General features: G+C 62.5%; 4 protein-coding genes. All 4 read left to right on the top strand.

All coding sequences use genetic code 11. From position 1 onward, the window contains the following. The first annotated feature begins 2 nt into the window (after positions 1 to 2). Genes QN359_RS02125 through QN359_RS02110 form a run of 4 tightly spaced genes read left to right on the top strand, consistent with a single transcriptional unit; the run spans position 3 to position 15,516 of the window. Complete coding sequence (locus tag QN359_RS02125; RefSeq protein ID WP_322249074.1) at positions 3 to 1,649, top strand: class I adenylate-forming enzyme family protein; 1,647 nt, start codon at positions 3 to 5, stop codon at positions 1,647 to 1,649. Between the two features lie 54 nt (positions 1,650 to 1,703). Beyond that, positions 1,704 to 2,168 (top strand): OsmC family protein, encoded by a 465-nt coding sequence (locus tag QN359_RS02120; protein ID WP_322249073.1) that lies wholly within the window; start codon positions 1,704 to 1,706, stop codon positions 2,166 to 2,168. Positions 2,169 to 2,207: 39 nt separating this feature from the next. Further along, a complete protein-coding gene (locus QN359_RS02115) occupies positions 2,208 to 6,458 on the top strand; it encodes a beta-ketoacyl synthase N-terminal-like domain-containing protein (protein ID WP_322249072.1) in 4,251 nt (1,416 codons plus the stop codon). Positions 6,459 to 6,462: 4 nt separating this feature from the next. Continuing rightward, positions 6,463 to 15,516 (top strand): non-ribosomal peptide synthetase, encoded by a 9,054-nt coding sequence (locus QN359_RS02110; RefSeq protein ID WP_322249071.1) that lies wholly within the window; start codon positions 6,463 to 6,465, stop codon positions 15,514 to 15,516. Positions 15,517 to 15,526 lie beyond the last annotated feature (10 nt).

Raw genomic sequence — 15,526 nt, 5'->3', positions numbered from 1 at the left:
CCATGAAGGAATCTCCATCGATACTGAGCGCCGAACAGCGCTACTGGCTCAAGCTCAATCCCGCTCTGGGCGCGGGTAACTTCCTGCATGTTGCCGCCGGCCTTAAAGTAGATAGCACGAAGCCGCAGGTGTGGTCCGACATCCCCTATTATCTGATGGGGCAGGCCAGCACCAAGCCGCTGTCGCTGCGCTCGCTGAAGCAGGCAACCGATGCGCTCGCCACTTGGTACGCGGCCCAGGGCGTGCGCGCCAAGGACCCGATCGCGGTGTATGGCAGCAACGGCATTCACTACCTGCTCCATTACATGGCGCTGACCGGCTTGGGAGCGATTCCGGTGCTGACTAATGGTGCCATGCAGCCGCAGGTGGCGCTGCAGCATTTTCGCTGCGTCGGCGCGCTCGCAGTGGTGGCTGATCAGGCCCAGTTTGATACCATCATCGCGCTGTGCGAGCCGGACGAGTTCCTCTTCCTGTGTCGCATGGAAGAGATCGTGCCGCTGGCCGACGCGGCTTTGCCCCCAAGTTACCCGTTCCAGCATGATCATCTCGATCCGGTCATGATTACCCACAGTTCCGGAACCACCGGCACGCCAAAGCCGGTGCTACTGCAACATGGAAAATGGTTTCATGGCATCCGCCATCTGCTGGGATTGCCGGCGGCTCAGGGCGCGGAACGCTATCTGTCTAGCCTGCCGGTCTCGCACAACGCGGCTATTGCCTACGCCATGCACGCCATCCTGTGTGGCTCGGCGCTGATGATCGTATCGCGGCCGCAAGGCGCCGCAGTGCTCGACAGCATCGAGCAGTTTGAACCATCCACCGTGGTGTCGTTCCCGGCCACCTATGTGGAGATGGTGGCCTGCGGCATGGAGCAGCGTGCGCTTGGTTCGGTGAGTAACTGGATCAACAGTGGCGACGCTGCCCATGAAACCCATATCCGCCAACTGGTGCGGCACGGTTATCACTACCGCGGCCAGCAGAAGGTGCAGGGATCGCAGTTCATCGACGGCCTCGGCTCGTCCGAAATGGGCCATTCGAGTTTTCGTGTGGTCTATACCGCTGGCGATCAGAACTTCGACCGTTGCGTCGGCCTTCCGCAAGAATGGGTCGATGCGCGCGTGCTGGCGGACGATGGCAGCGAGCAGCCGATCGGGCGGGTTGGTAAGCTCGGCATCAAGTCGCCCAGCGTCACCAGTGGCTACTGGAACGATTCGCTGCTGACTCACCGCAGCCAGCTAGCTGGCTACTGGCTCACCGGCGACCTAGTCTACAAAGACAGCATGGGCTGCTTCTATCACGTCGATCGCATCAGCGATGCCATCACCACCGCAGAGGGCGTGCTGTACAGTCTGCAGACGGAGGAACTGATTTTGAAGAACCAGCCCGAGCTGCTCGATTGCACCGTGCTGGGCTTGTCTGGTGAGCGCACCGGAACCGGTGTCTGCGTGCCGGTCGTTTTCGTGTTCCTGCATTCCGGTACGCACGTACAGGAGGGCGAGTTGCTCGAACGAATCAACGCCGATCAGCGGCAAAAACAGCGCCCGATGCTGGCGCGCGTGCATATCGTGGGCGACGGTGAGATTCCCGTCGGCGTCACCGGAAAAGTCATGAAACAGGCGCTCAGGCAGCAACTGGCGCAGCTCGCCTGAAGGCGAGCATACATTGACATCTCCTTTGAATGATCAGATCACTGGATGAAAAAAATGGCAACAGAACACTCGTTTGAATGTGCCGGACAATGGCGCGGGGAATTGATGCAAGGGGCCGGTAGCTTGAAAGCCGGACAGATCGAGAACACCTTCTCGGTACCGCGCGAGATGGGGGGGCTTGGCCACGGCACCAACCCGGAAGAGCTGCTGGTGGCAGCGGCCAACTCTTGCTACCTAATGACGCTGGCCGCACTGCTGCAACTCGAGGGCATCGCCTTTGACGAATTACGCAACAGCAGCAGCGCGGTGTTTGCCGCCACGCCGTCCGGCCCGGTCTTTACGCAACTGCGGCACAACCCGGTGGTATACATGACACCGGACGCGCGCATGCTGTTCAGCGGCACCGTGCAGAGCTGCTTCTTGGAGGCTGAGCGCGCTTGCATAGTGTCGAAAGCGGTGGTGGGCAATATCCAAGTGTCGGTCCAAGGCCGCGTCGAGTCGCTACTGGCGCAAGCATAGGGCGCGATGATGCGAACGATACTGAACTGGATACAAGAAATGCGCGCCGTCATGCGGCTCGGTGTGGCGTCCGCTGCTACCAATTCGACCGGTGCGCAGGTCGGGCCGCCCGCATCGGCGGCCTTATCTGACCTGTCGGCACAGCGCAGCGTGAGCGTCGGACCGTATCTGTCGTTCCCATTCGAGCAACGGCTGGAGCGCCGGTTCTTCGAACTTAGCGTGGCCTGGACTGAGCGTATCGCGATTATCGATGCGCCCGAGCACGGTGCCACGGGTTTCCTGACCTATGGCGCGCTGCGTCACCGCGTGATGGTGCTGGCGCATCATCTGCAGCAACTGGGCGTGCAGCCTGGGCAGGTGATCGGTGTCCACATGGAGCGATCAAGCGATCTGATCGTCTCGATTCTGGCGATCTGGATGGTGGGGGCGGTCTACCTGCCTCTCGACCGCGCATTTCCGCAAGCCTATCTTGCCTCGCTGTGTGCGATCGCGCGGCCTTCGGCCTTCCTGATCGCCCAAGGCAATGCCGATGCAATCGGCGGAGCGGGTTTTCCACAACTGTCGCTGCAAGCCCTGGACTTCGGCTGGCCGGTGGCCGATGCCGATACCTGTGGCTCTGGCTTTGGTAGTTACGCCAGCGACGCGCCCGCGCTGATCATGTTCACATCCGGTTCAACTGGACAGCCCAAGGGTGTACGCCACAGCCAGTTGCAGTTGATCAACCGCTTCCACTGGATGTGGCACGACTATCCGTTTCAGTCTGGCGACGTGATCGCCCAGCGTTCGCCCATGAACGTGATGCCGTCGATGTGGGAATTGCTGGGCGGCGTGTTGAGTGGCATCACGACCGTGATCGCACCGGACCACATGGTGCGCGAGCCGGCGGCGCTGTTCGCGTGGCTGGCGCAGAACGAGGTGAGCCATCTGACGCTGACGCCGCAACTGATCAAGCTGTTGCTCTATTTGAAGCAGAACGGCGCGCGCCATCCAGAACGTCTACGCCGAGTCATAAACGGCGGGCCGCTGAGCGCCGCACTGCAACAGCGCTTTTGCCAGGAATTCCCGGGCACCACACTGCTGCATGATTTCGGCTGTACCGAAACCAATACCTATTTGCACGAGGCGATCGGCGGCGTGGAGCAACAGCGCGCGCTCGGCCCCGGCGGCTACCTACCCATTGCCAATACCAGCATCCATATCTTGGACGCCGCCGGCCGTGCTGTCGCGCCCGGCGTGGAAGGCGAGGTCTACATTGCAGGCCCCTGCGTGGCGATCGATTACCTGCATCAGCCGCAACTGAGCGTCGAGCGCTTCATCAGCGGCGGACTGGCTGACAGTCCGGTCTCCGGCCGCCTGTTCCGCACCGGCGAAATGGCGCACATGCTGCCGCACGGCACCATCCGCATGACCGGGCGTTACGATCATCAGGCCAAGGTGAATGGCTTGCGCGTCGAACTCGAACACGTGGAACTGGTGCTTGGCGACCATCCTGGCGTGGGTGAGGTCGCGGTGGTGGCGCATGCGCTGTCGGACTTGCATACCCGACTGGTGGCGTTCTGGGTGGCGCGTCCGGGCATGCCTGCTGACGATGGCCCGTTGCGCGACTTCCTGGCGCAACGCTTGCCGGCGCACATGGTGCCGGGAATCTATACCGCACTGTTGGCCTTGCCGCGTCGGCCTAACGGTAAGATCGACAGGGTCTCGCTGCAGCAGCAACTGAGAGGCGCGGTATCGGTCAAGTCGGCCCGTACGCATGGCGAAACTGAACAGATTCTGATTGCGGTGGTCGCCGAACTACTCGGTGTTGACGCCGACCTTATCGATACGCGGCGGGAATTTAACAGCCTTGGCCTCGACTCGGCCATGCTGATGAGCTTTGCCACATCGGCCGCCCTACTCACCGGTCTTGACGTGCCAGTCGCCATCTGCTTCGATCACCCCAGCATTGCATTGCTGACGCGCCACCTCGACAGCGGCGCCGGCGCAGCGGCAAACCCACTGGCGGCCATGGCTGCGACCCCAGCTCCGGCTATGGATGCGGCGCCGGTTCAGGACGGCATCGCCATTATCGGCATCAGCTTGCGCGTGCCGGGCGCGCGCGACCTGGCTAGCTTCTGGCACAACCTTGAGCTGGGTATCGAAAGCGTCGGGCCGATTCCGGCCGAGCGCTGGGATGGCGACGCCTATTACGATGCCGACATGGCCACGCCCGGCCGCTCCAACAGCAAGTGGGGCGGTTTCCTGAGTGACATCGACCAGTTCGAGCCGCTGTTCTTCAATCTATCGCCGAAGGAAGCAGCCTCGATGGACCCCCAGCAGCGCTTGTGCCTGATGGAATCGTGGCGCGCGCTGGAGGATGCAGGCTATGCGCCGGACGGTATCAGTCATCAGCAGGTGGGCGTCTTCATCGGCGCGCGCGAGCCGGACTACGCTGGCCTCGGCGTGCGCCAGGGCCAGTTATCGAGCGCCGCCACCTTGCTGGGCAGTGACATGTCGTTGATCGCGGCCAGAATTTCATATTTCCTCAACCTGAACGGCCCCAGCATGGTGGTCGATACGGCTTGCTCGTCGTCGATGACGGCGCTGCATCTGGCTTGCCAGAGCCTACGCAGCGGCGAGGCTGAGCTGGCGCTGGCAGGCGGCATCTGCCTGACGCTCGACCCGGAATTCTTTGTCGCTAGCAGCAAGCTCGGCATCTTCTCGCCGAGTGGCCATTGCCGCGCATTCGATGCTGCTGCCGACGGTTTCGTCCATGGCGAAGGGCTGGCGTTCGTCGTCCTCAAGCCGCTCCAGTCGGCGTTGCATGACGGCGATCATGTGTATGCGGTGATACGCGGTACCGCGCTCAACCAGGATGGCCGCTCGAACGGTATCACTGCGCCAAATGGCCTAGCGCAAACGCGCCTGCAACACGGCCTGTATGAGCGGTTGGGCATAAACCCGGCCAGTATCGGCTATGTTGAAGCGCACGGCACGGGCACTGCGTTGGGCGATGTGGTCGAGGTGCAGGCGCTCACGCGGACCTTCCAGGAAGCCACCAGCAACACGCAGTTTTGCGCGCTGGGTTCGGTCAAGCCGAATATCGGGCACCTGACCACGGCGTCCGGCATTCTGGGCGTGATCAAGACGGCGCTGTGCCTGCATTATGGCAAATTAGTTCCATCCATCAATTTCGATCAGCCCAACCCCAAGATCGATTTTCCGCTCACACCGTTTTACGTCAACACCAGCACCTGTGCCTGGCCGACGCCGGTGGGCGGAGTGCGGCGCGCGGCGGTCAATTCCTTCGGCATCGGCGGCACTAACGGCCACTGCGTGCTGGAGCAACTGAGCGCCTCCTGGCCACTGGCTACGGAGCGTCGCGAATGGTATCTGGTGCCCATTACGGCGCGCACGCCAGCAGCAGTGCGGGAGCGCCTGAGCGATCTGCTTGCCTGGCTGCAGCGCAACGGCACGGAACAGTCGGCGCATGCGCTGGCCTACACGCTGAGCTGTGGCCGCAGCCGTTTCGAAAGCGGTTATCTGCTGGCGTTCCAGGATCTGACGACACTTGGTACGGTCATCGACACCGTACTGGCTGGTCAGAACAGCGCGAATGCTTGGGCCATGTCGGGCCGTCGCAATCCGGACCGGGTACTGGTCGATGAGGCGGCTCGGCTGTGGGATGAACTGGTCGGCGGCGCCAGTCGCTCCCAGCTCGGCCAGCTCGCCGACATGGTTGTGCAAGGCTACTGGCCGCAGTGGCAGCAGTGGTTCGCGCCATCCGAGCGGCGCCGCATCGCGCTGCCGACGTATCCATTCCAGACCGAGCGTTGCTGGCTGGCGGCTGTGCCGTCTGCTGCATTCGTTCCGCCAGCGGTTCCGGTTGCCATGCCGACCCCGACCCCGACCCCGACCGTGCCTGCCATCCCAACCGCGCCAGCCATCGTCATACAGGACGCAGTGCGGCTGGCGTCGATCCAGACCGAGGTGCTGGCGATCTTGGCCGACGAGCTAGGTCTGCTGGCATTCGACATCGATCCGCATGCACCGTTGTCGAACTACGGCATGGAGTCGGTCAAGGCAATTAATTTGCGCTTCCGGCTGGAAGAGCGGCTCAGCGTCGACTTGTCGATCCAGCAAATCGTCAGTGCCGATACCGCCCAGCGCCTAGCCAGGCTTGCGCTCGAGGCCGGTGCAACACCTAGCCAAGGCACCGTGCCAGTGCCGGACGACGACCTGAGTCAAGCCTCCGACGAGCAACTGATCGCTTTATTCAAACAATTTGCGACTAACCCGGAGCACTCGTAGTCCCATGTTAATTGACGACTTCAAGAATTTGACCCTGGCTGACAAGAAGCGCGTGCTGGCCCAGTTGCAGTCCGGCACCGCCAACGGTGCCACCTCAGCCGACAGCGCGCCGGGTGACCAGCGTCACCCGCGTCTGCTGCGCGACGAGCGCGCCGACGATTTACCTTTCCCCCTGACCGACTTACAGGGCGCTTACTTGGCTGCGAAAGCAAATCCGGTGCGCGTCGACCAGGCCGGTTGTCACGTCTACCTAGAGTTCGACGTGAACGCGCTTGATCCGGCGCGCCTGGAGCAGGCTTGGAGCACGGTTGTGGCGGCGCATCCGATGTTGCGCGCCGAGGTGATGTCGAACGGCAATCAACGCATCCAGCGGCAGCGCGCTCTGCCACCATTCTGCTGCGAAGACCACAGCGCCGATGCTGCTGCTGCGCAGCATTGTGTAGACCGGGTGCGCGAGAAACTGTCGCATAAATTGTACTGGCCTGGCGACTGGCCGCTGTATGAGATTCAAGTCACGCATGCACCGGCAGGCCGCAGTCGCGTGCACGTCAGCATGGACTCCTGGATTGTCGACGCCAAGAGTGCTGAGCAGATATACCGTCAATGGTATGCCTGCTATGTCCAGCCCGCGCAGCAACTGGTTCCGCCAGCGCTGGAGTTCCGCGACTTCGTGCACAGCATGGAAGCCTTCAAGACCAGCGCTGGCTACGCGCGCTGCCTCGCGTATTGGCGGGCCCGCCTGAGCGACTGCCCGGATGGTCCGGCACTGCCGTATTCGGCGGCGCTGCATCAGGCGCCGGCAGAACGCTGCAATCGTCGTCGCATGGCCTGTCGTCTGCCTGCGTCGACGCTGGTGGCCTTGCAGGAGGCGTTTGCCACCCGCAAGCTGTCCACCACCAGTGGCATGCTGATGCTATTTTGCGAGGCAATGCGCAGCTGGAGCGCAAGCCAGCGCTTCGGCCTGATCCTGACAATGCAGAACCGACCGCCGCTGCACGCGGATTTGGCGCGTGTGGTCGGTCCGTTTACCTCCACCGCCTTGTTCGACGCCGATCACCTAGCCAGCGAAACGCTGAGCGAGCGCGCCCAGCGCTATGGCGAGCAACTGCTCGAAGCGCTCAACCACGGTTATGTCAGCGCCATTGCAGCACTGCGCAGCTTGGGGTCAGACCGACCTGAGCGCAGTTTCCCTATTGTCTTCACCAGCCTGCTGGGGACGGGAGCATCCGACCAAGAGCCGAGCTGGACCCAGTCGATCGAGTACAGCGTGGCGCAGACGCCCGGTACCGCGCTGCATTGCCAACTGCGCGAAATCGATGGCGAGATGGAGATTGCATTCGACTGCGTGCCGTCCTGGTTCGCCGACGGTTTCGTCGAACAGTTCCAGGACTCGTTCCATGCTGCGCTGACGCAGGCTGCGCTCGATCCGGTTTGCTGGGAGCAATGCAGCGCTGCCGCCATCTGCGCGCCTGGCCTGCCGGCGCTGACACCGGTACAGCCCGCTCAATCTGCGTCATCTACCGTGCCCATGAGCTCGCTGCAACTGGCCTATCTGGCCGAGCGTATTCGCCAGCCCAGCCGCGCCAGTGGCTACATTTTTCGCAGCTTTGCATTCGAACAGCTGCTGCCGTCGCGTTTGCAGGCCGCCTTCGACGGTCTTCTGGCCGACCATCCGATGCTGCGTGGCTACCCTAGCGCGCGCGGCAGCTTCGAATGTTTCGACACGGTCGCGACCTACACCATTCCGCTGACGCGTCTGACACAAGATCAGCCCGATCTGAACGCCGAGACTGCGGTGATGCTGCGCGAGTTCGCTGCCGAACGGCAGTGGCCAAATCTGCGCCTGCACATGCTGGTGCGCCTAGACGGTAGCGCTTGCCTACTGACCTTGCTCGACATGGCGGTCTTCGACGGCCAGTCATCCTGGAACTTCTACGACGATCTGTTCAATCGCTACCTGGGCCGCGGCGCGGTCAAGGAAGCACCACATTGGAGACCCTATCTGCAGGCCCGCGCTGCTCGGCCCGGCCTAGAAGTACATGAGCACTACTGGCTCGACAAATTCAAGCGGCTAGCGCCTGGACCGGTATTGCCGGCGGCAACGGCAAATGCCGGCGGCGCTCACGCAACCGTGCGCTGGACGCATACCGTTTGTGCCGGTGCTCGCCTCGAACAATTGGCGGCGCAACACCGCGTTAGCGTCGAGTCGGTATTTTTGAGTGCCTTTGCCGCCGTGTTGGCGCGCGACAGCGTCAGCTTCTCGCTGGGTGTGGTCGACTATGGCCACCGAGTGGCCCAGCCAGCGCTGCTTAATGGCTTTGGCGACGCCACTCGCTTTGCCTGGGGCGAAGTGAGCGACCCGCAGAGCGTGCCGGTGCTGAAGCTGGCACGATTTTTTGCTGAGCAGATCGAGCGAGACCGTTTTCACGCTTGCGCCGATCCGTTTAAGGGGCTGCGCGGTGCGATCGCCCAGTCCGGCCAGATGGTCTCCCGCAGTGTCGTTCTGACCAACTGCCTAGATGCGCCGATGGCGCAATGGCCGGGTATTGCTGAAATCGACGCCGCCTCCGATACCCCCGGCGTCGATCTGGATAACCTGCTGCACCGCTCGTCGCAGGGATTGACGATATGCTGGACCGTGCGCCGCGACGGCTGCGACCTAGATGCGCTGGCGCAGTCTTTTCGCGCCTATTGCGTCGCGCTGGATGAGCTGGCCGCCAGTCCCGAGGCTTGGCTGCGTACCGTCACTGCGCCGGAGCCTCAGGCTGCGCTGGTCAATCGCAAACGACTGGCACAATTGGCGCGCTGGAACGCTACCGACCGACCTTACGACCGTCAGGTCTGCCTGCACACCCTGATTGAACGGCAGGCCAAGGCGACGCCTTATGCGGTCGCGGTGCTGAGCGACGACGAAGTATTGACTTACCAGGAGCTCGACAGCCGTGCGAACCGGCTAGCCCATCATCTGCAGCAACACGGCGTTGTGCGTGGCGCGCTGGTGGCGGTCATGCTGTTGCGCTCGCACCCTCTGATCACTACTTTGCTGGCGATCCTCAAATGCGGCGCGGCCTTCATTCCCCTCAACGTCGACGATCCGTTGCAGCGCCTTACTCGCGTGCTGGATCAAGCGCAGACGGGTTATGTTGTCTCGACCTGCGAGCATTACGGCCGCCATACCGACTTGGTCAGAAAGGTGATACTACTCGATGCGGAGGCGGCGCAGATCGAGCAACAGGCGTCACAATTCCAGCCCCAGCAAGTGGTGCAACCGGAAGACCGAGCCTACATCATTTTCACCAGCGGCAGCACCGGCACGCCCAAAGGCGTAGTGGTGCGGCATCGCCCGGTGATCAACCTGATCGAATGGGCTGCGCGCGAATTCAACTTTACGCCGGAAGACCGCGTGCTGTTCGTCAATCCGCTTAGCTTTGACCTGGCCATTTTCGACATCTTTGGTCTGCTGTCCTATGGCGGCAGCATCCGTATTGTTGGTGATGCGGAACGCAGCAATGCGCTCGCGGTGGCGCAATACCTTAGCACCGAGCCGATCACTTTCTGGAACTCGGCACCGGCCTACCTGCAGATGATATTGCCCTTTCTAGAGGGCGGCACTGGCCGCACTAAGGTTAGCGTTGAGCGGTTGCGTTTGGTGTTCCTGAGCGGTGACTGGATTCCGCTTGCGATGCCGGATGCGATGCGAGCGCACGCGCCGCAAGCGCAAGTGATCAGCCTTGGCGGCGCCACCGAAGCGACGGTCTGGTCCAACTACTTCCCGGTACAGAAAATTGATCCGAACTGGCGCAGCATTCCTTACGGCCGGCCGATCCAGAATGCCCGCTATTACGTGCTTGATGAACATCTGGCACCACTGGGCGTGGGCGAGACCGGCGACCTGTTCATTGGGGGTGAGTGCCTGAGTGATGGCTATATCAATGAGCCTGAACTGACGGCGTGTAGTTTCATTCGTGATCCGCTGCACGAAACGCCTGGCGCCATCATGTACCGCACCGGCGACCGCGCCCGTTTCTTTACCGATGGCAATATCGAATTCCTCGGCCGGATCGACCAGCAGGTCAAGCTGCGCGGATATCGGATTGAACTGGGCGAAGTGGAAGCGGCACTGGAAGCCTGCGGTCTGATGCGTGCCGTCGTGGTTGTGCGCGAAGACCATGGCGGCCGTCGCTTGGTCGGTTTCGCCGCCAGCGCGGATGCTGGTCAAACCGGTGAAATGCGCAATGAAGCCATGTGGCAGCAACTTAAATCCCGGCTGTCGGCGTACATGGTGCCGTCCCAGGTGTTCGTGCTGCCGGCCTTGCCGATCACGACGAACGGCAAGGTCGATCGCAAGAAGCTGGCGCAGGATGAGCTGGCCAGCCTACTGGACGGCGGCGCCGATTCGGCGCTCGCGTCCGTCACGTACGTGGCCGGCGTAAGCGTAACCGCGTTCGATCATCAGCAACTGGCAACGCGGCTAGGCACCTGGTTGTGCAATGGTGTGGCTGAGGTGTTCGGCACCGAACTGGCGGACGTGAAGCTGGACGACAACCTGGGATACCTCGGGTTCAATTCGCTCCACTACACCATGCTGGCGGCGAAACTGGCCAACGAGCTGAGCATCGCGCTGAATCCGGCATTGTTCTTCCGCTATGTCAGCGTGGCGGAAATACTAGACTACTTGATGCAGCAGCACGCGGAGTATCTTGCCGCTGTGCTGTTGCCGGTCGCCAGCGTGGCGGTGCCGGCTGCGGCGCCATCGGTACCCGTGGCAGCTGTGTCGGTGCCTGTGGCCGTTGCGCATGCCGACGCGCAGGTGACGGCGTCGCCCGCTGCGCAAGCGTTCGGTACAAGTACCATTCCGGATGGAGCGATCGCCATTATCGGCATGGCCGGAGTGATGCCGCAGGCGTCGGACTTGGACGCATTCTGGGCCAACCTGCAGCAAGGCAACGATTGCACCTCGGATATTCCGCAGGACCGCTGGGATTGGCGCATGGTCGACGGCGATCCTCACGGCCCCGGCAACTTTACCAATGTGCACAGGGCCGCGTTCATGACGGATGTGTCCTCGTTCGATGCGGCGTTCTTTGCGATTTCGCCACGCGAGGCAGAATTGATGGATCCGCGCCAGCGCATGCTGCTGGAATCGGTCTGGGCCTGTCTGGAAAATGCAGGCCAGCGCCCCAGTGCCTTGCGCGGCATCCCGGTCGGGGTCTACATCGGTGCCACCGGCGATGAATACGCCGCCTTGTCGCTTCAGCCGGGGCGCGAGATCGACCGCTTCACGTTGTCGGGTGTGTCCCGCACCATTCTGGCGAACCGCATCAGCTATTTGTTCGACTGGCATGGCCCGAGCGAGGTCGTCGATACCGCCTGTTCCAGTTCCCTAGTGGCGGTCCACAACGCCGTGCGCGCCTTGCTAGCGGGCGACTGCTCGCTAGCCATTGCCGGCGTCATCAACATCATGATCGATCCGGTGCCGCACGTGTGCCTGAACAAGATCGGCATGCTGGCTGCCGACGGCCGCTGCAAAACGTTCGACTCCCGCGCCGACGGCTATGCACGCGGCGAGGGAGTCGGGCTGGTATTGCTCAAACCGCTGGCCGACGCATTGCGTGACGGCGATCCGATCCACAGCGTGATCCGCGGCTCGGCAATCAACCACGGCGGCCGCGCCACCGCGCTTAGCGCACCGAACCCCCATGCACAGGTGCAGGTGATCAGCCAGGCGATCCGTGTCGCTGGCATCGATTGCGGCCGCTTGGGTTATATCGAAGCGCACGGCACAGGCACCGCGCTAGGCGATCCGATCGAGATTGAAGCGCTGAAGGAAACTTTCGATACATTGCGCAACGCAGCTGGCCAGCCGCCGGTGGCCTCGGGCACGGTCGCGCTGTCGTCGGTGAAGCCGAACGTCGGCCACCTTGAGTCGGCGGCCGGAATTGCCGGGTTGCTGAAAGCTGTGATGAGCGTCAAGCACGGTGTTTTGCCTGCAACGTTGCATCTGGAGCAGATTAATCCGAACATCGAACTGGACGGTAGCCCATTTTATATAGTGCGGGAAGCTGTGCGTTGGAGTAATCAGCGCGATCCCCATGGCGTCGAGCTGCCTCGAGTGGCGGGCGTCAGCTCCTTCGGCTTTGGTGGCGTCAATGCGCACGTGGTGGTGGAACAGTATCTGCCTGCTGCAGCCTCTGCCGGGGCATCTTCCGATGCAGACGAGGACGGCGCAAGCTGGCTGTTCCCGCTGTCGGCGCAAAGCGAAGCGCAACTGGTGCAGATGGCATCCTCGCTAGCCGACTTCATCACCGTCGCGCCGGCCCATACGCTACGCTTAGGCGACGTCGCCTACACACTGCAGACCGCGCGCGACAGCATGCAGGAGCGGCTGCTACTGTGTGCCGCTTCGCTGCCACAACTGCTGGCCGCCTTGCGTGCCTACGTTCAGTCGGGCACGGTGTCGGCTGGCGGCTGGCGAGGGTCAGTGAAAAGCGCGCCTATGCGCGTGGGCAAGGCGGCGCTTGCAAGAGATGTCGGAGCCGCCTCGACTCAGGCGGCAGAGATAGTCGATGTGCTGGCACAGCGCTGGGCCCAGCAAGGCGACATCGCTTGGCCCCTATTACCAGTCGGCGAGGTTGGCAAAGCGCGCCGCATTGCATTGCCGACCTACTGCTTCACCCGCACGCGTTACTGGTTGCCGACCATGCCAGCAAGCGCGGCAAGCATGGCCGCTGTCCAGGTAGTGCTGCCTGTGGCGAATCGTACCGGCGATGATATTGAACTGAACGCAGTCGATGCGATCCTGAGCGAGCATGTGATTGCCGGGCAGGGTGTGTTGCCTGCCGCCGCCTACCTGGCGCTGCTGCGCGACCATAGCAAAGCAACACAGGCTGGTGCGTATGGCGTGGTCGGCTTCAGTGACATCGTCTGGATGCAGCCGTTCGTGCTTACCGACGGCAAGCGCAGCCTGCGAATGGAATTTGGCGCTGGCCGCCAAGGCGGCACACGTTGCAGTTTTGTTAGCGACAGTGACGGCAAACGCGTCGAGTATTGCAGCATCGATTTGCTGGCACCATCACAGCCGTTCGTCGCCGACGTGATCGACTTGCGCCAGCTGTCGCCAGCCAATGCCAGTTGCTTGTCCCCGTCCGAGTGCTATGCACTGTTTCAAGGCAGCGGTATTCAGCTGGGCGCACTGTACCGTACCGTACAGCAGCTCTGGTTCAGCGTTGATGCCGGCTTGGCGCAGTTGCGGTGTGATATGCGAGCTAATGATAACGCCGCGCGTAGTCTACTGATACTCGACGGTGCCTTGCAGGCGATCGCGCTGCATAACAAGCTGGCCCGGCCCGGTAGCGGACCGAGCGTGCCGTTTCACATCAAGCGCCTGCAATTGGTCGCCGACTGCCCGTCGCAAGCGATGGTTCATCTGCAAGTACAGGTTTCGCCTAGCTGCACTCCGGCACGCTTGCCGATCTACAACGCCCGCCTGTTCGACGGCAATGGGCGCCAGATCGGCTGGATCGAAGCCTGCGCCGGCAAGGTACTCAACTTGCCCATGCCGGTAGCGTCGCGGTCGGCACCGTCCATCATCGTGCCGACTCTCCAGGCAGAGGTAACGCACCACTATGCACCGCAATGGCGTCGGCTCGCTGCCACGTCGGCGGCAACGTCAGCGTCATTGCGCTGCCTGCTGGTGCATGGCGTGTTAGATGGCGGCACCGCTCAGCCGACGGCGGCGCCGTCGCACTGGATCGTCGCGCGCCGGGCACCAGTCTACGGTGTAGATGGCCCGGCCGCATGCAGTTTAGATCCGTGCAAAGAAAGCGACTGGGATCGTTTGCTGATCGCAGCCGGCCCGGCGCCCGATTTGATTGTGCTCGATTACCGCCAATGGAACGCTGCGCAGGATAGCCGTGATCCAGCGTGCAAAGCCAATGACACGCTCTATCAGCCGTTCGATGAAGCATTCGCACTAGCCCGGTCGGCAATGCGGCTACGCCTGCGGCAGCCGCTGACGGTGATCGCACTGACCAGTGCACGTGGCGGTTCGTTCTCGGCTTCGGCGGTGCAGGCTCTGGGCGCGTATGGCCGCGCCATCAGCAGCGAGTCGCCCAAGATCCGCTTTTGCGCGGTCGAGGTGCCTGATGGTTCCATTGTGGACTTGGCTCAGCTTGCAGACTTGCTCATCGGCATACATCAGGGTGGCGTTGGCCGTCCCGTGAACTATCGTTACCGTCCAGACAGCGGGGAGATGTCGGCCGAGACACTGGAACCGATCAGCGCAACGGGCGCGTTCGGCGCGGCACTGCCGAACGGAAGCGTGGTGCTGGTCAGCGGCGGGGCTGGCGGCATTGGGCGGCTGGTCGCTAGCTTCCTGCTGTCGCGCGGCTGTCGCGTGGCGCTGCTGGGACGCGCCGCGCCCGACGCTGCGCTACAACAGATGCGAGTCGGCGGCTTGGCTGATCACCCCGATTGCTGTTATTTCCAGGCGGACGTGACCGACATCGCCCAAGTCGGGCGCGCGCTGGAACAGATCCGTGCCGAATGGGGGCCGCTGCGTGCAGTGATCCATGCTGCCGGAGCACGCACCGACAGTCTGCTGCTGAGCAAGGACAGCGCCAACAAACGCGCCGCGCTCGACGCCAAGGTCACTGGCGCGGTGGTGTTGGACTACGCCACCCGCGCTGAACCGCTCGACTACTTTGTGTCGTTTTCGTCGCTGGCGTCGTATCTGGGGCCGGTTGGGCAGACCGACTACGTGTACGCCAACGCCTTCCTGAATGGCGTTACGCAAGCGAGGAATCAGATGGCGAGGGAACGCCAGCGCAGCGGGCTCAGTTGCGCAGTTAGCTGGCCGTTGTGGCGCGATGGCGGCATGCGCATGGATGACAAAGAGCGCGACTACATCAGGCAGTTGTACGGCATGGAAGAACTGGGAACCGATGCGGCGATGCAGTGCCTGTTCGCCATTCTTGGCGGTGAGCACGAAAACGTCGCCCTAGCGGTAGGGGACAAGCAAAAGATTGATCGCGCACTGCTGGGTAATCCGGCAACCTGAAGCGCTGAAA

The sequence above is a fragment of the Undibacterium sp. 5I2 genome, assembly GCF_035019605.1.
In the GTDB taxonomy this organism is placed as follows: Bacteria; Pseudomonadota; Gammaproteobacteria; order Burkholderiales; family Burkholderiaceae_D; genus Undibacterium.
The sequence above is the reverse complement of the archived record's forward strand: the minus strand, read 5'-3'. Positions and strand labels throughout refer to the sequence as shown.

Excerpts from the sequence above, each read along its gene's own strand:
- QN359_RS02125 (WP_322249074.1), top strand. The coding sequence starts at position 3 with ATGAAGGAATCTCCATCGATACTGAGCGCCGAACAGCGCTACTGGCTC.
- QN359_RS02120 (WP_322249073.1), top strand. The coding sequence starts at position 1,704 with ATGGCAACAGAACACTCGTTTGAATGTGCCGGACAATGGCGCGGGGAA.
- QN359_RS02115 (WP_322249072.1), top strand. The coding sequence starts at position 2,208 with ATGCGCGCCGTCATGCGGCTCGGTGTGGCGTCCGCTGCTACCAATTCG.
- QN359_RS02110 (WP_322249071.1), top strand. The coding sequence starts at position 6,463 with ATGTTAATTGACGACTTCAAGAATTTGACCCTGGCTGACAAGAAGCGC.